This window comes from Rhizobium sp. L9 (assembly GCF_002531885.1).
GTDB lineage: Bacteria > Pseudomonadota > Alphaproteobacteria > Rhizobiales > Rhizobiaceae > Rhizobium.
The window spans coordinates 92655-111091 of sequence record NZ_NWSZ01000018.1; the positions used below are offsets into that span (position 1 = coordinate 92655).

Below are 18437 nucleotides of genomic sequence, written 5' to 3' on the forward strand. Positions count from 1 at the left end.
GGGAGGAAGGCAGTGCAGGCGGAACCGGTGCTTGTGGCGGGACTGATCGAGGTGTGCCGCGCGACGATCGCGGAAAACGCCGATCACCTCTGCGCACTCGATCGCGCCATCGGCGATGGCGATCACGGAACCAATATGCGGCGTGGCTGCGAGGCGGTGAGCGCCGAGGGCGAGAGCCTGTCCAGCCTGCCCTTCCCCGACGCCGTGGAAAAGATCGGCCTGACGCTGGTGATGAATGTCGGCGGGGCGGCGGGGCCGCTCTATGGCACGCTGCTGATCGAGATCGGCCGCGAGCTTCGCAAAAGTGAGGACAAGGCCGATTTTTCCCTGGTGCTGAAACAGGCGATCGACGCCGTGGCAAAACGCGGGCGGTCGCACGTCGGCGACAAGACGCTGCTCGACGTGCTCTATCCCGTCCATGCGGCGCTCGCGAAGCGGTCTCCGCTCGGTGACGTCGCCCGCAAGGCCGAACGCTCCGCCGACAGGACCGCCGCGATGAAGGCGATGCGCGGACGCGCCGCCTATCTCGGCGACCGCTCGATCGGCCATGTCGATCCCGGCGCGTCGAGCTGCGCGCTCTTGACCACGGCGATTTGCCGCTATCTCGGGGAGCGCCGCCCCCAATGAATGAAAGGACCGGCATGAATGGAAAGACCGCAAACGTGGGTATCGTGATCGTCTCCCACTCACCGCTGGTGGCAAGGGGCATCGCCGACATGGTGCGGCAGATGGTCGGCGACTGCGTGCCGCTTGCCTGGTCTGGTGGTAACGTCCATGGCGAACTCGGCACCGATGCCGGCGGTATCCTGAAGGCGATCGAGGCCGCCTGGTCCGATGCCGGCGTCGCCGTCTTCGTCGATCTCGGCGGTGCCGAGACCAACAGCGAGATGGCGATCGAAATGCTGGGCCTTCCTCGGTCGGCCCTCGTCTCCATCTGCAACGCCCCGCTCGTCGAAGGCGCAGTCATCGCCGCCGCCGAAGCCTCAGGGGGCGCGTCGCTCGCCAAGGTCGTCGCCACAGCCGAGGAACTGTCCCCCTGATGACGAGCAGACTGCGTATTGAGAAACAGGAGCCTGATCCTTTGCACGTGAATTGCCAGACGGAGGTGGAAGTCAAGCACGGCGTCGGGCTGCATGCGCGCCCCTCCGTCACCTTCACGCGGCTTGCCAAGTCCTTCCCCTGTTCGATCGAGGTCGCCGTCAACGGCAGCGACGTCTGGCTGAACGGCAAGAGCATCATCAAGATCATGGGTGCCAGAATCCGCAAAGGGTCTATCCTCAGAATACGGGCAGACGGCATTCTTGCCGAAGAGGCGATCCGTGCGCTCAAGGAACTCATCGAGCGCAATTTCGATGAGGAAAAGAAACATGGCAGAACCGCTTAGGCTGAAAGCAAAGAGCGCATCCCCCGGCATCGCGTCCGGCCCGGCCTTCCTCGCCGAAGAGCCGAAAGCTGCTTCCGCGCCCGGAACCGCCGGCGGCTACGGCGCGCTTGAGAAGGCGATCGATATCTCGATCGGCGAACTCGAGCGCCTCGCCGAGGGCGCCGATGCCGAAAGCCGCGATATCATCGATTTCCAGATCGAGGTGCTCCGCGATCCCAGCATCGCGGAAGCAACGAGTGCCCGCATGCACGCCGACGAGAATGTCGTCTTCGCCTGGGTCGCCACGCTCGACGCCTATATCGACGAACTCGAAGCGGCCGACGAGGAACAGATGCGGGCGCGCGCCATCGACATTCTCGACATCAAGAACCGTGTGCTCGGGGCGCTCGCCGGCACCCCCGTCGCCGATTTCCCGCCCGGCTCGGTCTTCGTTGGCAAGGACATGGAGCCGAGCCGCTTCCTCGCTCATGACTGGTCGAAGGGCGGCGGTATCGCCTTGTTTGCGGGCAGCACCGCCGGCCATGTCGCTTTGCTCGCCCGGGCGAAATCTGTGCCGATGGTGGTCGGCACAGGCCGTTTCTCGGCAGCAGGGGGCGATCCTGTCGGCGTCGATGGCAACACCGGCGCCGTCATCCTCAAGGCGGGCGGCATGCTGATCCCGCCGCTCGCGCCGGCCGGTGACATCAAGACGGAAAGCGGCGAGCTGCTCACGGCGGACGGCGTACCGATCCTTATCTCCATCAACATCAACGATCCCGCCGAGATCGATGCGCTCGATCCGGCAACGGCGGGCGTCGGCCTGATGCGTTCGGAATTTTCAGTCACCTCGATCGCCGATGCCGCCAATGAAGAGCGACAACTGGCGATCTATCGCCGCGTGCTGGAGCAGGCGGGCGAAAAGCCGGTGATCATCAGAATGCTGGATATAGGCGGAGACAAGCCGCTTGCCGGTCTCGAAGACCTGCCGGCTCTCGAGCCGGGCCTGCGCGGCATCCGGCTGCTGCTTGCCCGGCCGGAAATCGCCCGCGTCCAGGCCCGCGCCCTGTTGCGCGCCGCCGTCTTCGGCAAACTCTCGGTGATGCTGCCGATGGTGACCTTTCCCGACGAGGTCGACAGGATGCGCGAACTGTTCCGTGAAGAGGCAGAAAAGCTCGGCCGCCGCGCCCTGCTGCACCGGATGCCGCCGATCGGCATGATGGTGGAGGTGCCATCTGCTGCATTGATGCTCGACACTTTCGGATCGGCGGCCTTCTTCTCCTTCGGCACCAACGACCTCACGCAGTATCTCGCAGCCTCCGCCCGTGAGGGCGACGAGGCCGATGCCGGCAAGGCGGGACCTGCCGTGCTGCGGCTGATCGAGCATGCGGTAAAGCTTGCCGGCGGCAGGCCCGTCAGCATCTGCGGCGACATGGCCGGCGATCCCCGCTGTCTCCCGGGGCTGCTTGCTGCCGGCCTTCGGCATTTTTCCGTGGCGCCGGCCCGCCGTCCCGCGATAAGATCGGCAATCGTCGGCCTCAACGCCGATGGCACAAGGGCAGCCGGAGAGTAGGATGGCGCGCGAAGACACCGAAGACGCCATAATCGCCTACAAGTCCATTCTGGCGCAGATCATCGACAATAGGCCGTCCGGCACGCGCCAGCGCCTGGCGACGGCGCTCGGCAAGCACCGCAGCTTCGTTACCCAGATCACCAGCCCGACCTATGCGACGCCACTGCCGGCGCGCCATCTCGCGACGATCGTGCGCGTCTGCCACTTCAGCGCCACTGAGGAAGAACGCTTTCTCGAAGCCTATCAAGCCGCCCATCCCGGCAAGCTCCCGGATCTCGGCCATTCCGAGAAATTGCGGCACCTGTCGCTGATGGTGCCCGACTTCGGCGACGACAGGAAAAACCGCCTGCTGGAAGAGGCGATCTCCGATCTGGTGCAGAAGATCGTCGCGATCTCAGGGGCGAGCGAGCAGTGAATGGTGAGCGGACTGACGTAGCGTAATGTTTTTGGCCTTGGGAGGGGCTTGATGAAGAAGTTCATGAACACCGCGGAAACCATGGTCGCCGAAAGCGTCGAAGGCTTCGTGCGCGCCCATGAGGCCTTCGTGGTGTTCGGGGCCGAGCGCAAATGCATCCGCCGCCGCCATCTCACAGCAGGCAAGGTGGCGCTGATATCAGGCGGCGGCGCCGGCCACGAGCCGATGCATATCGGCTTCGTCGGCCAGGGCATGCTCGATGCCGCCTGCGTCGGCCATATCTTCACCTCGCCGACGCCCGCCCAGATCATTGCCGCCATCGAAGAGGCCGATACCGGCGCCGGCTGCCTGCTCGTGGTCAAGAATTACGACGGCGACCTGATGAATTTCGAAATGGCCATCGAGATGGCCGGTGACCGCCACGGCCTCGACATGATCGTCGTCAGCGACGATATCGAGACATCGAGAACGGGCGATGGCCGCGGCCGGCGCGGCGTCGCGGGAACGCTGATCGTCGAAAAGATCCTGGGTGCCGCGGCCGAACGCGGCATGCCGCTCGCCGAACTGAAGCAGCTTGGCGAGGGGCTGAACAGCCGCATCCGGTCGATGGGCGTCGCGCTGAACGGCGTGACGGTGCCGCAGACCGAGCGCACGACGTTTTCGCTCGGACCCGACGAGATGGAAATGGGCGTCGGTATTCACGGCGAGCCCGGTCATGCCAGGCAACCATTCGCTGCTGCCAATACCATCATCGGCGATCTCTGCGAAACCATTATCGCCGACATCGTAGTAACGCCGGGCGCCCGGGCGCTGCTCTTCGTCAACGGCCTCGGCGGCACGCCGCCCGCCGAACTCTACCTCGCCTACGCCGGCGCCCGCCGTTTCATCGAGGAGAAAGCCATCTCGATCGAGCGCTCGCTTGTCGGAACCTACGTCACCTCGCTCGACATGCAGGGACTGTCCGTCACCCTCGCCTTACTGACCGACGAGGAGATCGCGCTTTGGGACGCGCCGGTAGCGACAGCTGCTTTGCGATGGCCGTGACCGCCTTCCCATATCAAATGTAGAGCGGCGCCATCTTCCGCCAGGCGCCGGCGCGGTGGGCGCGGCCGTCCCAGACATGCAGCTGGTGGCGAATGTTCTTTTCGCCGAGCAGCCGGCTGAGATAGCGGTTGTTGTCGAGGAAGGGATCGGCATCGCCGATGGTCAGCACGATGTCGATTTCGCGCAGCCTGTCGAGCCGCCAGTCGGAGCCGAGGCCGGGCAGGAAATGCGTCGGCGTGTGGAAGTAGACGCTGTCGTCGTAATAGCCATCGAACAGGTCGCCGAAGGATTCCACCTTCATCGTCAGGTCGTAGCGGCCGGAAAACGCGACGAGCTTGCGGAAGAGATGCGGGTGACGGAAGACGAGGCTCGCCGCCTGGAAGGCGCCGAGGCTGCATCCATGCACGATGGTGCAATCGTGCGGATTTTTCGCCGCCATCAGCGGCAGCACCTCGTGGAGGATGTAATCTTCCAGCGCCGCATGCCGACGAATGCGCTCGGCCGGATGATGGTGGAAACCATAGAGGCTGTCGGCGGCCAGTCCCTCGATGCAATAGAGCTGCAAATGACCGGCCGAAAGCTTGTCGGCGAGGCTCGCAACCAGGCCGAGCTGCTCATATTCGAAGAAGCGCCCTTCCCGCGTCGGAAACACCAACACCTTGGCGCCGGCATGTCCGAACACCAAGATCTCCATCTCCCGATGCAGGCGCGGACTGTACCAGCTGAGATATTCGCGGTTCATGTCACCCTGAAGAACTGTCCGATCTTGTCGCGAAGCGCCGCCTCTTGTTCAGCGCCTCCAGGGTAATCGAAATGACCGGCGTCCAGGATGAAGGTTTCATTATATTTCCGTATCGCATTTGCGACAGCGAACTGGCAGGGCGGCGCAACGGCAGGATCGAAAAGCGCCACCGCCGTCAGCATCGGCACGTCGATCCGTTGCGCCGCGGTCGCTGCATCGTAGAAGCGCAGCGTCTCCAGCACGTTGCCGTGGTCGGCCTGATATTCCTGCACCGACTGCGCGCTGCCGACACTCGGCAGCTTCAGTCGCAGCGGCTGGTGGCCGAAGCTCGGAAGCGCCAGATGCCCGCGATCGATGCGCTCGTCGTAGGCGATCGCCATCGCCCCGACGCCGGCGCCGAAGCTGATGCCGCTATAGCCGATATGGCCGGAGAGCCAGGGATAGAGCGTAACAAGCGTCGAGACGGCAAGCCAAATATCCTCTACGCAGCCGCCGATGATATAGGTGTCCCGCTTGTCGATATCGTGCAGCACATGCCAGGACGGGTTCTCTGAAATCGGCGGACGCCGGCTCAGCGACAGTCCGCGGCAGCAGGGGAAGATCACCGCCGTTTCCTCGACCGGCAGATTGAAGTCAGGCTGATCCCGCCCGCCATACCCATGCCCGACGACGAGACCTCGCTTCACTTGTCCCTCGCGCGGCAACAGCAGCCAGCCGCCGATCTTGAACGCATCGGTCGAGAGATAGACGAGATCGAGCACGTGCCAGTCGGGATGGCTGAGCTTGCTGCGGGAAAGCACCGGCTGCGGATCGACATCGAGCGCCTTCAGATACCGCGCCTCCCAGAACGCATCGAAGCCCGAAGGCTCTTCCGGCGGTTCGATCGCCAGAAGCTCTTCGAGCCGCATGCCGTAGGTCGGGTCGAAGGCGAAGGGATGTGTCTTGGGAATGCTCATCCGGGCTTTGTCGCGTGAAAGCCCCGGCCGCGCAAGCCTTGCCGCTCCTACTCCGAAGCGGCCATTGGCATCTCTCCTGGCTTCTTCCGCCCGCCGAGGCTCTTGAGGAAAGTGTTCCGATCCCTCCGCCGGATGGCCGTGACCTCACGATTGAAGACGGTATTCTCGCGAAGACAGCGGTTCTCGAACAGGCGCGCTCGGCCCGCCGGCCATCGAGAAGCACCAGCCCGCCAAGGTTCTCACCATCGGCGGCGATTGCCTCGTCGATCTCGCGCCGATCGCCTATCTCAACAAGCGCTATGAAAGCGCTCGGCGTCTTGTGGATCGACGCACATCCGGATGTGCAGCCGACGACGGAAACGCCGCATGCCCATCCGCAGGTGCTCGGAATGCTTGTCGGCCGGGGCGATCCGGACTTTGTGAGCGAGGTCGAAATTCCCGTCGAGGCGGTGCGAGTCCGCGGCTCCTACGGCGCGGGGCAGCGGTATTTGTAGGCGATCAAGGTCGTCATCAGTTCGTCACCACTGGCGTCGCGTATGCCGGGATTCTGTTCGAGGAATGTGCACAGCGTATTGCCGATCGATTCCGCGGTGGTTCCAACCGGCACACAGAAGTTTGCTCCGACGGAATTGAAAAAATAAGCCGAGTTCACCATTGCTTTCGGGACAGGAACGACTTCGGTGAAAATACGGCGGGCGAGATAATCGTCCCGGTTCCACTTGTCCAACCAACCGGCAACATATCCGACGACGAACTGCCGGGAGCCGCTGCAATCAGAATAAAGCAGGTCACCGCTTGAAAAGTCCACGGGAATCTTTGCTGAAACCGTGGCCAGCAAGGTGGCGATAAGAATGCCCGACATAGTCCCTCCCGAAGCTCGCAATAGCGCGAAGCTTTGATCGGAAAGGTGTCGGAAATTAGCTTTAAAAGTGTCATCTTTTCTGCCGCAGTCGAAAGTTGCAGATACCAACCGCCAGCGCTCTTGCGAGGCTGTCTGGCGCAGCGTCGGTTGCACTGTTTCACGCAGAATCCGGCACGGGAAGCTTGCGATTTAATCGGATGCGATATATAGATATCGGCATTCAACAAGCTGGACGGATAGAGCCATGCCCGCATCCAAAAACACAAAAGCACCCGACATGCCCGCCTCCCCGCAACCCGGCGAGAGCAGCAAGAAGCTTTCGAACTTCCTGTGCTTCGCCGTCTATTCCGCCAATCTCGCGTTCGGCCGCGCCTATAAGCCGATCCTGGACGAGCTTGGCCTGACCTACACGCAATATATCGCCCTGGTCGCCCTTTCCGAGGAGGACGGCCAGACGGTCAGCATGCTGGGGGAAAAGCTCTTCCTCGAATCCAATACGCTGACGCCGATCCTCAAGAAGCTGGAATCGGCAGGCTATCTCACGCGCCATCGCGATCCCGCCGATGAACGGCAGGTCCGCGTAAGCCTGACGCCGGCTGGGCGCGATCTCCTCGTTGAGGTCGACCCCGGCGGCACGCTGATTGCCGCCAGTGGCCTCGGCGATGATTTCCCCGTCGTACGGCAATCGGTGACGAGGTTGCGCGACAACCTGTTGCGAGCGCAGGCCGAACCGGAAAAGCCATGATGGCGACAGCAGTCACAAGCTGGTGACATGTTTGCGGCGACGCATTTTCTTCCGCAGCGAGGAGACCACATGCCCGAGATCGCGATGGGTGCCTTGAGCCGCAACGGGATGCTGCTTCTCGCAAGGCGAAATTCGGAGCGCAGGATCTATCCGGGTCGCTGGAGCCTCCCCGGCGGCCATATCGAGAATGGCGAAGACGCCGAGACGGCGATGCGCCGGGAATTGATGGAGGAAATAAGCATCACGCCGGAGCGGTGGCGGCTTGCGGCAAAGTTCGTATCGCAAGCTCCGCCTGAGTCAGCGGCCACCTTTCACGTCTATCACGTCGATCAATGGCAGGGATTGCCGCAACTGGTCGGCGACGAACATACCGAACTCAGATGGTTCACTGCCGCCGAGATCGAACAGGAAACCGAGCTGGCGCCATCCCAGCTCGGTGACATCCTCGCAAGCCTCGCAATACGAGGAAGCGGCAAAGACTGAAAGCGCGGCGCGCTTCGTGATCTACTGCCGCAGCGGCCGGAATGCCGTCCTGAGTTCGGCAGTGAAGGCCATCGGCTGCTCCCATGCGGCGAAGTGACCACCCTTCGCCAGCCTATTGTAGTGGATGAGCTTCGGATAGGCCTTCTCCGCCCAGCTCTGCGGCGCCTGGTAGATCTCGTCGGGAAAAGCACTGACGGCGACCGGGATCTTGATGCCCCTGGGGTCGAAGAAACCTCCGGTCGGATGATGCGCGTTTTCCCAATAGAGGCGTGCCGACGAGATTGCCGTGTTCGTCAGCCAGTAGAGCGTGACATTGTCGAGAATATCGTCCTTCGTCAGCCCCTCGCTCTCTCCGTCGAATACCCGCGCGATCATCCGGTAGCTGCGGATGTCGTGATCGAGCATCCACGCGGCGAGACCAACCGGCGAGTCGACGATCGCGTAGAGCGTCTGCGGCCGGTTGTTCATCTCGATGGCATAGCCGAGCCCATTCTTGTAGAAATCGTCGAGCTGATCCCAGGCGCGTCTTTCGTCCGGCGCGAGATCAGCGGGCGGCGGGCCGCCGGCAGCGAGAGCCTTGGCGATGTCGGCGGGAACCGTAGCGGCCATATTGGTGTGGATGCCGAGCAATCCCGGCGGTTGCTGCACCGCCATCAGTTCGGTGACCGCATTGCCCCAGTCGCCGCCCTGCGCCGCGAACTTCGTGTAGCCGAGGCGCTGCATCAGCGTCGTCCAGGCATGCGCGATGCGGGGCGGATTCCAGCTTCCCGATCCCGTCGGCTTCGCGGAAAAGCCGTAGCCCGGCAAAGACGGGATCACCACATCAAAGGCGTCTTCTTCGCTGCCGCCGTGCGCTGTCGGATCGGTGAGCGGTTCGATGATCTTCAACTGCTCGATGATCGATCCAGGCCATCCATGCGTCATGATGATCGGCAAGGCTTTTTTATGTTTGGAGCGGACGTGAATGAAATGAATGTCAAGCCCGTCGATCTCGGTGATGAATTGCGGGAAGGCATTGAACCGCGCTTCCATCTTGCGCCAGTCGTAATCCGTCGCCCAATGGTTCGCGAGCTTCTGGATCGTCGAAAGCTGTACGCCCTGCCCGTCGCCTGCAACCGTTTCCTTGTCGGGCCAGCGGGTCGCCGCAACGCGCCGTCTGAGATCGTCGAGCTGATCCTGAGGGAAGCTGACGCTGAACGGGCGGATCTCCTCGCCGTTCGCCCACGCGCCGGGCACGCCGGCGATAAGGCTGATGGCTCCGGCGGCGGCCGTGGCCGCAAGCAGCTCGCGCCGCGTCGGCGATAATGAAAATGTGGGGGACATGACGCTCTCCTATCGTTCGATCTGCGTGGACGGGATACGAGGATCGACTGGCCGGCCTCGTTTGTAACAGCAGGTCATTCGCGTCTGCCCGGGACTATGCGCCCGGGCATTCCGGGGGTCAATTCACCCCTCAGGCTATGCCTCTGCTGCCCTGGCTGCTTTTCAGGCTGGCGCGACGACATTGCTGCAAGCGCGCCCTGCTCCATCATCTCGGCCGCTTTCGCATAGCCGCCGCCCATTCCGTCGAGGAAATGCAGGTGCGAATCCGGCCGGCCCGACGGCACCAGGCAGGTCATCAGCGCATGCGATTGGCGGTGCAGGCCGAAATCGATCTCGCCGCGTGCCCTTGCCGCGACGAGAATGGCTTCGACGCTGTCGATCTCTTCCGGCGCGCAATCCAGCGTCAGACGCAGACCGTCGTCGAATTTGCGGAAATCCGAATTGGAGGCGACTTCGGACCAGGCTGTCGCACTGACCTGCTTTGCGCCATCCCTCGGCACCGCGCTCTCTGCCGAAATCGGATAAGACCGGCGCGATGCAGTATCGAAAACAGCAAGCACGCGCTTCGCCAGCGCCGCAAAAATCTCCGGGCTGGTGTGGTCGCGAGGCTCGACCAACAGCGACAGAATCTCTCCCTGCCGGCTCGGGAACGGCGCCCAATCGCAGCTGAGGCCTGTGAGGTCCGGCCTCGTTGCGTAGCGCCCCGGCTTGACCAGATAGCGGCCATTCTTGATCTGCTGCTCCGCCCATTTGAGGCCGCCGCCTGCAAACATCGCATAAGTCGCAGTCTCGGAGGCGGCATAGCGCGCGATCTTCACGTCGCGACCGGCGGCGCGGATCTCGCGCACGCTCAGCAGTCCGACACGAAGGTCGAGGTGAAGATCAGTCGTGGCGAAACTCGCCACCTGCCGCAAGGCCGATGTCGCGGCCATGATCCCGTGCGGCGGCAACGCGAAGGCCGCTCCGTCCCCGCGAAACACGAAGGGGAAATCGAACGAGCCCCAGGCATTGCCGAGTGCCGCGATGATCGAGGCGCCGGCATAATTGACGTCTTCATAGCGCCCTGCCCCGATCGCCGCCGTCGAACTGACGACGTCGGTGATGCCGATCAGCCAATCATCGGGCAGCGGCTCGTAGACATCGGGATCGACCACGAGCGAAAACTCGTCATAGGCCCGGTGTGGCTCTGCATGGCTGTCGATCATGGCATATTCTCCGGATCGGTTGATAGAGGCTGGTTCGGGTCTGCCGCAAATCGGCAGACCCCCGCTTCGAAGATGACGGCGAAATGCGCCGGCCCTTCCGGTCAGACAAGCCGGGTTTCGACGTCGATATTGCCGTGCGTCGCCTTGGAATAAGGGCAGATGCCATGGGCTGCCTCAATCAGTTCCTCGGCGACGTCGCGTTCGATACCGGACAGGCTGACATTGAGGCGCGCACGCAGGAAGAAGGAGCCGTTGTCGGTATTGAGAGTGATCTCGGCGTCGACCTCGGGACCGGCGGGCAGCGCGATCTTGCGCTGCGAGGCGGCAAGCTCGATGGCGCCGATATAGCAGGCCGACCAGGCGGCGCCGAACAGGTTCTCGGCCGCCGGATGCGGCTGCGGCAGCTTGATGTCGAGCGTGCCGTCGCTGCTGCGTGCATAGCCCTCGCGGCCGCCGGCGATGTGGGTCTTGCCAGTGAAAAGAAGCTTCTCGGTCATGATGGTGTCCTTTCGATGGATTTATATCGCATCCGCTTTATTCGGATGCGCCTTAATATTCCTATTGGAAATCGATGTCAACACCATTCCGATTTAATCGGATACGATTTATTTATTTTGACCGCAGGTGGAAGGCTGCCTCGTGGAAGAGCGCGTTGTTGCTGAGCTGGAAAACGGCCTGATTGGCGTTAGGGTCTCAAGACCGCGGCCGGCCGTCGTCGAAGAGGGTGGCGAGCCACTGATAATATCGCGGCTGCTTCTGTCGCAACTGGCTGCGCGAATAGGGCGGCCGTTCGATATCGCCGAACAGGTACACGCTCGCCGTGACAGCGAAGAATTCCCGATCGTTGCTCATCATGTAGGAATCGCCGGGCCAAAGCCCGCGGCCGTTGTTGAAGAATTGCCCGACATCGCCATTGCCGAATCCGCCGGGCAGCATCCGGTCGTTATAGGCGTGCAGAAGCTCGTGCAGGATGATCGGTTTGTCGGGATCGAGGCTCCTGACACGCAGGTCGATGCCGGTCTTGCTGCTGTAATGGCCGGGACCGAAACCGGCGGCGGCGGGATTGGCCCAGATCGGAATCGTCCGCATGAAGGCGAGGACATCGGGCTTCAGATTGACATGCTCGACGATGTCGAGCTGCCTTTTGACGGCCGCGACCATCTCCTTGTCGGGGTCCGCACCTCTGGCATTGGTGAGATCGACCCGCCATCCATGATAGCTGAAAACGAGCGGATCGGCGGCCGCCACTCCTGCTGTTGCAACACTGATGGCGATGGCGGCACAAAGCCCCAGGATCATCGAAATCGTCCGCACCGGCCCCTCCTCGGCGTGTCACGCTGCCGACTGTCGCATAGGCGACCAGAGGGCACAATCATGTCGCCGCAGCATTGGAGCCGTTGAGGTGAGACCGGCGCTCAGACGTTCTCTTTGTTCCGAACCTTTTCCTTCGGCTCCACCGGCGCATCCGGTGTCGGGGCGAGCAGCTTGCGCAGGGAGGCGATCTTGTCCTTCACCAGCGGCCGGAACCGCGTCGCGCGGTAGGGCATGTCGGCAGCGCCATAACCTTCCGGGCCGTCATCATTGCCTCGGTGGATTTCAGCGAGCTTGACGCCGATGAAGGTGCCGTCGACATAGTGGGTATATTCGCCGACCCAGCGGATCGTGTAGATCTCGCCTTTGCGAATGAGCTGGTCGATGCTGACATGCTTGAAGGTATCGTTGATGCAGACGACCTTCTGGCCGACATGGAATTCATAGCTCATGGATCAGACTTTCCAATAGCAATCCGCCTCGCCGGTCCATAGCGCGTCCGGCGGCTGGGATGAACTCTTTTCTTGAACCAGGGCCCAATTGCCGCGGCGGCAGCCGCGCCTTCGCCTAATCGCAATAGACCTTGCCGCTCTTGCGGGAGCGCAGATCGAAGTGGAAGTGGTTCCAGTGTTCCGGGTTGCTGCCCGGCCCGAGCACGGTATTGAAGTAGCGGCAGCTGTCGGTGCGCACCGCCTTCAGGAGCCGGCCCTCGCGATAGGAGAACAGACCCTTCTTGCGCACGTCGATCGCGTGGCCGTTCTTCAGCACGAACTTGCCGACGTCGATGGCATTGCCGCGCGCATGTTCCGACATCGGATTATACCGCTGCCGGCTGTTGTTCATGCGCCGGCAGGAATAGCCGCCGAGCGGCTGGATCGTCTTGATGCCGCTCCAGTAGCGAAAGCGGGCGGACGGCGCCAGCTCGTTCTTCACCCATTTGGCGAAGGCGAGCGTCACCTGGCAGTTCAGCGTCACGGCCGGCTTGACGCCGATATTGCCGGAAAGCCCCTTCAGCGATACCGGATAGGGCACCTGGCAGGCCGGCCCTTGCGAGATCGGCGGCTTCTCGTCGAAGAGCACGCCCATGCGCTTCAGCTCGCGCCGGCAGGCAAGCTCGGAGGCCGGCATGACGCTCGGATCGACCGGCGCGACGGGCTCGCTCATCATCGGGTTGTTTGGCCGCAGCATCGCCACTTCTTCGCTCTCGTCCTCTTCGGGAACGCGGGTTGGCTCCAAGACCGGGCTGCCGTCGTTCCAGGCGGGTGTCCGGCTCATCTCGGCCTGTGCTGCCGGCTGCGGCATTGACCGCGGCGCCGGCTGGCGCATCGGCTGGTTGATCTGAGCCGGATTGTCGGTGCCGATGCCGTCGACGACAGGTTCGCTGGCATTGCCCTCGGCGATCTGCTGCTGTTGTTCCTGCGCCAGCCCGACGACCGGTTCGGCCCCGAGTTCTTCATCCATGTTGACGCCGCCGGACGGGACAACGAGGTTCTGCGTCCCGCCCCAGTTGCCGTTCGGCTGGCCGGCCGCCAGCGCCTCATCGCTGTCGATCATCGGCAGCTTGCGGCCTCGGCCTGCCGGCGCGGCCAGTGTCTGCGGCGCCTGTGCCGTGTGACCGGCGCCGGCGAGATTCGGCGTGTCGAGATAATCGACCGAACTCTGGCTGGTATCGACCGGCGCGTTCGAAACGGGATAGGAGGCCTGACTTTCCGCGGGCGCAAGGCGCTCCGCACGCGCCATTTGCACGGCAGGCGCCATGCGCGCGGCACCCCGCGACGGCGAAATCGAACTGACCCTGGTGCCGTTGTCGACATTGGCCGGCGGCACCAGCCCATCGCTGATCGAACAGGTCGTCAGCGCCGCCGACAGCAGCACGGGCAGGAAGGCTCGCCGAGGAAAGGAAACAAACGCCATACTCTTATCGCTTCCATAGGCCGGCCGCAGAGTGACCGAAAAAACTCGGTCCAATTTTAATTAAAAACGGTGAATGAAAACTTACCGGCACAATCTGGACGCGACAGATATGAAAAAGGCCGGTCGCCCGGCCTTTGATCTGTCCCGTTTCTCACGCTGCCCGTGTGTAGCGGGCCTGAGGGGGCTGCTCTCCGCGCAGGCGGAAGTTCGCAAGCAGCGCCTTCAATTGGGTGCTCTCGTCAGCGAGTGTGCGACTTGCCGCCGTCGTCTCCTCGACCATCGCCGCATTCTGCTGCGTCATCTGGTCCATGTGGTTGACGGAGCTGTTGATCTCGTTCAGTCCGGTCGACTGCTCGCGCGCCGCAGTCGCGATCGAGGCGACGTGATCATTGACCTGGTTGACCAACGCCTCGATTTCCAAAAGCGCATCGCCGGTCGAGCGCACCAGCGCAACGCCGCCTTCGACTTCGGTTGCCGACCGACTGATCAGCTCCTTGATCTCCTTGGCCGCGTTGGCCGAGCGCTGGGCGAGTTCGCGCACTTCCTGGGCAACGACGGCAAAGCCGCGGCCCGCCTCTCCGGCCCGCGCCGCTTCCACGCCGGCATTGAGCGCCAAAAGGTTCGTCTGGAAGGCAATCTCGTCGATCACCGAGATGATCTGGTTGATGCGGCTCGACGATTCCTCGATCCGGCCCATCGCGGTGACCGCGTTGCGAACGATGTCGCCGGAGCGGCCGGCGCTCGCCTTGGTCTCGGCCACCATCTCGCGCGCCTCGTTCGCCCGCTCGGATGCAGTCTTGACCGTGGCGGTGATCTCATCGAGGGCGGCCGCCGTCTCTTCGAGTGCCGCCGCCTGCTGCTCGGTGCGCTTTGACAGATTGCCGGTCGCCTCGCTGATGTCGGATGCGCTGCCGTTGACCACCCGGCTCGATTCAGCAATCGCGTGGATGACGCCGTTCAGCGCATCGACGGCGGCGTTGAAATCATTCCTGAGCTTGGCGTAGTCCTCACCGATATCGCCGATTGCAACGGTGAGGTCGCCGCTTGCAAGCCTCTCCAGGCCGACGCCGAGCGCCTGCATGGCGCGGTTTTGCCGCTCGGAAGCCGAGCGCAGGCTCGCTTCGTTGCCGCGGCGTTCGTCCTCGATCTGCCGCTGCCTTTCGTCTTCACGGCCGCGCAGCGCGCTGCGTTCGTCGACGGAGTCGCGCAGCACCAGCAGCGCCTTGGCCATCTGGCCGACCTCGTCGCGGCACGCACTGCCGGCAATCTCCACCGATGCTTCCTCGGCGGCGATCGCATTCATCGCCGTCTTCAGCCGGGCGATCGGCGCCGTAACGCTGCGCACGATGGCGTAGGCGATCGCGATCGTAAGTGCTGCGCCGAGCAGGCAGAGCGCTGCCGCCCAGATCGCATTCTGACGATACAGCGCCGCCAGGTCATCGGCGTAGACGCCAGTGCCGACGATCCAGCCCCAGGGCTCGAAGCCGGCGACATAGGAATATTTCAGCACCGGCTCATCGGCGCCCGGCTTCGGCCAGTAATAATCGACGAAGCCCTTGCCGTCCTTCTTCACCTTGTTGACGAACTCGACGAACAGGAACTTGCCGGTCGGGTCCTTCATCTGGGAGATATCGGTGCCGTTCAGTTGCGGCTTGATCGGGTGCATCACCATGGCGGGGCGCATGTCGTTGATCCAGAAATAGCCGTCGGCGCCGTAGCGCATCGCGCCGATCACGTCCTTGGCCGCCGCCTGCGCCTGCTCGCGGGTCATGGTGCCCGCCTGTTCCATCTTGTAATATTTGTCGAAAATGCCGAGCGCCGTCGCCTCCATCTTCTCCAGCCCCGCTTTCCGCTCCGCTTGCAACTCGGAATAGGAATAGTTCAGAAAGAAGACCATCGTCGCCGCAAGCACGGCAAGCGTGAAGCCGACGAGGCAGTAAAGACGGGTGGAAATCTTGACGTTGCGCATGAGGGTTCCCGGCGATTCTTACATTTGTAGTTCGTCACATACTGGAACAGCTGAATTACCGGACGGTAAAGTTGGATTAGTGGATTCTCACATAACGTAAGGTGAGGCGACGGTTGCAAAATTGAACCACCTGAATTTGAAGGGAATTTAAATCGCTGCGAGCTGCGAATATTAGTCCCGCAGCCGGCCGTCCCACTGAAAGGCATTGGTACGGACACGGAGTTCGCCTAACGTCACGACAGAATCGATCCAGACAGTGAGGGATTTTCCATGACCGACACCGCCAAGCCCAGAGGCGAACTGACGCTGCGCACGCTCGCCATGCCGGGCGATGCCAATCCGGCCGGCGATATCTTCGGCGGCTGGGTCATGGCGCAGATGGACCTTGCATCCGGCATCCGCGCCGCCGAGCGCGCCAAGGGCCGCGTCGTCACCGCAGCGGTTAAGGAAATGGCCTTTGAGCTGCCGGTCAAGATCGGCGATACGCTGTCGGTTTATACCGATGTCGAGCGTGTCGGGCGTACCTCGATCACGCTGATCGTCGAAGCCTGGGCGCATCGCTCGCGCTACGCCAAGATGGAAAAGGTAACCGCCGGCACCTTCATCATGGTGGCGCTCGACGAGGAGGGCAAACCCAAGGCCGTCCCCGCGGAGTGACAAGCTTGAACCCGAGGGGATAAGGCATGGAAACGGTCAGCTCGCCGGAGGTCTTCCTTCACATCAAGGTGGTGATGGGCATGGTCATCAGCCTTTCACTCGCGAGGCTGCTCACTGGCATCGCCGGCATCGTCCAGCATCCGGCCAAGGCGAAGGTTTATCCCGTTCACCTTGGCTGGGCCCTGTCCCTGTTCCTCTTCATCATCCATATCTGGTGGTGGGAATACCGGCTGCAGGCCGTGCCCGCCATCGGCTTCGGCATCTATCTCTTCCTCGTCTGCTTCTGCAGCCTGTTCTTCCTGCTCTGCGCCCTGCTCTTTCCGGCAAGCCTCGACGAATATGGCGGCTACGAGGAATATTTCATTTCGCGACGCAAATGGTTCTTCGGCGTCCTCGGCCTGATCTATGCCGTCGATATCCTCGATACTGCGATCAAAGGTCCGGAGCGCATCCTATCGCTCGGCTGGGAATATCCCGCCCGCAATCTCGTCTACATCCTCCTCTGCGCCCTCGCCGCCTGGACCGCGAACCGCCGCTTCCACACGACCTTCGTCATCGTCAACCTGGTCTATCAGGTCAGTTTCATCTTCCGGCTTTATGATGTGTTGGGGTGAGGAGCGGTCGGGCGAAGCCCGAGCAATCGATCCAGTGAATCGATTGCAGCGACGAACGCCCTGAGCCCAAGCGAAGGGCCGGGCAGCGCCTCACACCTTCAAAAACTGCGACCCCTTATCAAACGCCAGCCCGGAAAATATCTTCCCTGTCAGATCATCCACGCCGACATCGAACTGCCGGTAGAGCATCGCCGCCGCCACCTCGCGCACGTCAGCCGTCGGCATCAGGTCGCGGTTGTCGAGCAGCTGACCATCGCCGATCCCCGGCCAGCGGCCGAGGATGCGCCCGCCGTTGATCGCGCCGCCGGCAAGGACAGCGCAGCCGCCGGTGCCGTGGTCGGTGCCGGCGGAGCCGTTCTGGCGGACGGTGCGGCCGAATTCCGTCACGGCGAGCACCACCGTCTTTGCCCAGATCTCCGAGCCCAGCGCCGCCTTCAGCGTGTTGATCGCCTGGGCGAGATCCCCTGCCGGCCGCTTGAACTGGCTGGCCTGGCCGATATGGGTGTCCCATCCGGTGATTGAGAAGCTGGCGATGCGGTAATCGCCCTTCAGCATGTTGGCCGCGAGCGCCGCGACGTCGCCGATCTTCTCGCCGCGCTCACCGTCCGGCTCGACCATCATCGCGGCGCTGTCGGCCCGCGTCGCCTCGGCAAGTGCAGCCGCGAAGGGCGGATCGCCGGCATAGAGCCGCGCAAGGAACTGCATCTCGTCACGCGCCGGCGCCAGGTTGGAATCCGATGCCCAGACGTCGACATTGTTCGGCCCGGAGAGGATCAGCTCCGTCGACGTATTGACGTCGATCGCCTTGCGCGCATCCGAGCGGGGAATGACCGCGAGCACCCGGTTCAGCCAGCCGGTCTTTTCCTCGGCGACATGTTCGCCGCCGGACTCAAGCATGTCCTGCCCGTCGAAATGGCTGCGCTGGTCGCGATAGGGCGTCGACACCGCATGGATGAAGGCGAGTTCTCGGCTCTTCCAAAGCGGCATCAGGTTGGCGGCGGCGGGATTGAGGCCGAAATGCCCATCGAGATCGAGAAGTCCGCTGTCCGGCGTCAGCGCCAAGGTTGGCCTGAGCGCGGCAAAACCGGCGTCGCCGTAAGGCTGCACCAGGTCAAGCCCGTCCATCGCGCCGCGCAGGACGATGGTGACAAAACGATTATCGCCCGGCATCGCCGCAAAGGTGACCGGCGTGAAGACGGGGGCGGCGGCAAGACAGCAGGCAGAGGTCAGAAAGCCGCGGCGGGAAAGCAAAATCCGGTTCATT

The 18437-nt window shown here is 62.9% G+C and carries 22 protein-coding genes; 11 read left to right on the forward strand and 11 right to left on the reverse strand.

The window, feature by feature from the left end; all coding sequences use genetic code 11:
- Positions 1 to 12 precede the first annotated feature (12 nt).
- From dhaL to CO660_RS18900, 6 genes are read left to right on the forward strand one after another with little or no spacing between them, the layout of a single operon-like run.
- On the forward strand, positions 13 to 627 hold the full coding sequence (gene dhaL / locus CO660_RS18875; protein ID WP_097600010.1) for a dihydroxyacetone kinase subunit DhaL: 615 nt from the start codon (positions 13 to 15) through the stop codon (positions 625 to 627).
- A 14-nt stretch (positions 628 to 641) separates the two neighbouring features.
- Positions 642 to 1040, forward strand: coding sequence for a dihydroxyacetone kinase phosphoryl donor subunit DhaM (gene dhaM / locus CO660_RS18880; protein ID WP_037175071.1), 399 nt, complete (start codon positions 642 to 644; stop codon positions 1038 to 1040).
- Complete coding sequence (locus CO660_RS18885; RefSeq protein WP_097600011.1) at positions 1040 to 1384, forward strand: HPr family phosphocarrier protein; 345 nt, start codon at positions 1040 to 1042, stop codon at positions 1382 to 1384. Before dhaM ends, CO660_RS18885 begins: the two co-directional genes overlap by 1 nt.
- Positions 1368 to 2933: a putative PEP-binding protein gene (locus CO660_RS18890; protein WP_097600012.1), complete on the forward strand. Its 1566-nt coding sequence runs from the start codon at positions 1368 to 1370 to the stop codon at positions 2931 to 2933. The genes CO660_RS18885 and CO660_RS18890 overlap by 17 nt, the downstream gene beginning before the upstream one ends.
- 1 nt (position 2934) lies before the next feature.
- Positions 2935 to 3348: a hypothetical protein gene (locus CO660_RS18895; protein WP_097600013.1), complete on the forward strand. Its 414-nt coding sequence runs from the start codon at positions 2935 to 2937 to the stop codon at positions 3346 to 3348.
- 51 nt (positions 3349 to 3399) lie between these two features.
- Positions 3400 to 4392: a dihydroxyacetone kinase subunit DhaK gene (locus CO660_RS18900; RefSeq protein ID WP_097600014.1), complete on the forward strand. Its 993-nt coding sequence runs from the start codon at positions 3400 to 3402 to the stop codon at positions 4390 to 4392.
- Between the two features lie 13 nt (positions 4393 to 4405).
- Here the strand turns inward: CO660_RS18900 and CO660_RS18905 are convergent, their stop codons facing one another.
- Entirely contained in the window at positions 4406 to 5134 is a 729-nt protein-coding gene (locus CO660_RS18905) for an alpha/beta hydrolase-fold protein (RefSeq protein ID WP_097600015.1), read from the reverse strand.
- On the reverse strand, positions 5131 to 6090 hold the full coding sequence (locus CO660_RS18910; protein WP_097600016.1) for an acetylxylan esterase: 960 nt from the start codon (positions 6088 to 6090) through the stop codon (positions 5131 to 5133). The genes CO660_RS18905 and CO660_RS18910 overlap by 4 nt, the downstream gene beginning before the upstream one ends.
- Positions 6091 to 6389: 299 nt before the next feature.
- On the opposite strand from CO660_RS18910, the gene CO660_RS32840 reads away from it, so the two are divergent.
- Entirely contained in the window at positions 6390 to 6584 is a 195-nt protein-coding gene (locus tag CO660_RS32840; RefSeq protein ID WP_141504878.1) for a hypothetical protein, read from the forward strand.
- Here CO660_RS32840 and CO660_RS18920 read toward each other — a convergent pair.
- Positions 6557 to 6952 carry a Rap1a/Tai family immunity protein gene (locus CO660_RS18920; protein ID WP_097600018.1) on the reverse strand — a complete coding sequence of 132 codons (396 nt, stop codon included), beginning with the start codon at positions 6950 to 6952 and terminating at the stop codon, positions 6557 to 6559. The genes CO660_RS32840 and CO660_RS18920 overlap by 28 nt on opposite strands.
- A gap of 244 nt (positions 6953 to 7196) precedes the next feature.
- Between CO660_RS18920 and CO660_RS18925 the strand changes: the two genes are divergently transcribed.
- Both CO660_RS18925 and CO660_RS18930 read left to right on the forward strand, forming a co-directional pair.
- On the forward strand, positions 7197 to 7697 hold the full coding sequence (locus tag CO660_RS18925; protein WP_097600019.1) for a MarR family transcriptional regulator: 501 nt from the start codon (positions 7197 to 7199) through the stop codon (positions 7695 to 7697).
- 69 nt (positions 7698 to 7766) lie between these two features.
- Positions 7767 to 8180, forward strand: a complete 414-nt coding sequence (locus CO660_RS18930) for an NUDIX domain-containing protein (RefSeq protein WP_097600093.1) — start codon at positions 7767 to 7769, stop codon at positions 8178 to 8180.
- A gap of 21 nt (positions 8181 to 8201) precedes the next feature.
- Here CO660_RS18930 and CO660_RS18935 read toward each other — a convergent pair whose 3' ends face one another.
- The 7 genes from CO660_RS18935 to CO660_RS18965 all read right to left on the reverse strand — a co-directional run bounded on the left by CO660_RS18935 (position 8202) and on the right by CO660_RS18965 (position 15902).
- Entirely contained in the window at positions 8202 to 9503 is a 1302-nt protein-coding gene (locus CO660_RS18935) for an epoxide hydrolase (RefSeq protein ID WP_097600020.1), read from the reverse strand.
- Between the two features lie 74 nt (positions 9504 to 9577).
- Positions 9578 to 10708, reverse strand: a complete 1131-nt coding sequence (locus CO660_RS18940) for a DUF3095 family protein (RefSeq protein WP_097600021.1) — start codon at positions 10706 to 10708, stop codon at positions 9578 to 9580.
- A gap of 101 nt (positions 10709 to 10809) precedes the next feature.
- On the reverse strand, positions 10810 to 11205 hold the full coding sequence (locus CO660_RS18945) for an Ohr family peroxiredoxin (RefSeq protein WP_097600022.1): 396 nt from the start codon (positions 11203 to 11205) through the stop codon (positions 10810 to 10812).
- 196 nt (positions 11206 to 11401) lie between these two features.
- Positions 11402 to 12022 (reverse strand): hypothetical protein, encoded by a 621-nt coding sequence (locus CO660_RS18950; RefSeq protein ID WP_097600023.1) that lies wholly within the window; start codon positions 12020 to 12022, stop codon positions 11402 to 11404.
- 101 nt (positions 12023 to 12123) lie between these two features.
- The gene (locus tag CO660_RS18955; protein ID WP_097600024.1) at positions 12124 to 12471 is read right to left on the reverse strand and encodes a CAP-Gly domain protein; all 348 of its coding nucleotides are present in this window, start codon (positions 12469 to 12471) and stop codon (positions 12124 to 12126) included.
- A gap of 115 nt (positions 12472 to 12586) precedes the next feature.
- On the reverse strand, positions 12587 to 13933 hold the full coding sequence (locus CO660_RS18960) for an extensin family protein (protein WP_097600025.1): 1347 nt from the start codon (positions 13931 to 13933) through the stop codon (positions 12587 to 12589).
- 151 nt (positions 13934 to 14084) lie between these two features.
- A complete protein-coding gene (locus CO660_RS18965) occupies positions 14085 to 15902 on the reverse strand; it encodes a methyl-accepting chemotaxis protein (RefSeq protein WP_097600026.1) in 1818 nt (605 codons plus the stop codon).
- Between the two features lie 270 nt (positions 15903 to 16172).
- Between CO660_RS18965 and CO660_RS18970 the strand changes: the two genes are divergently transcribed.
- Positions 16173 to 16559 carry an acyl-CoA thioesterase gene (locus tag CO660_RS18970; RefSeq protein ID WP_085778525.1) on the forward strand — a complete coding sequence of 129 codons (387 nt, stop codon included), beginning with the start codon at positions 16173 to 16175 and terminating at the stop codon, positions 16557 to 16559.
- A 26-nt stretch (positions 16560 to 16585) separates the two neighbouring features.
- On the forward strand, positions 16586 to 17173 hold the full coding sequence (locus CO660_RS18975; protein WP_097600027.1) for a hypothetical protein: 588 nt from the start codon (positions 16586 to 16588) through the stop codon (positions 17171 to 17173).
- Positions 17174 to 17263: 90 nt separating this feature from the next.
- On the opposite strand, the gene CO660_RS18980 is transcribed toward CO660_RS18975, so the two are convergent.
- Positions 17264 to 18436 (reverse strand): DUF1501 domain-containing protein, encoded by a 1173-nt coding sequence (locus CO660_RS18980; RefSeq protein ID WP_097600028.1) that lies wholly within the window; start codon positions 18434 to 18436, stop codon positions 17264 to 17266.
- Position 18437 lies beyond the last annotated feature (1 nt).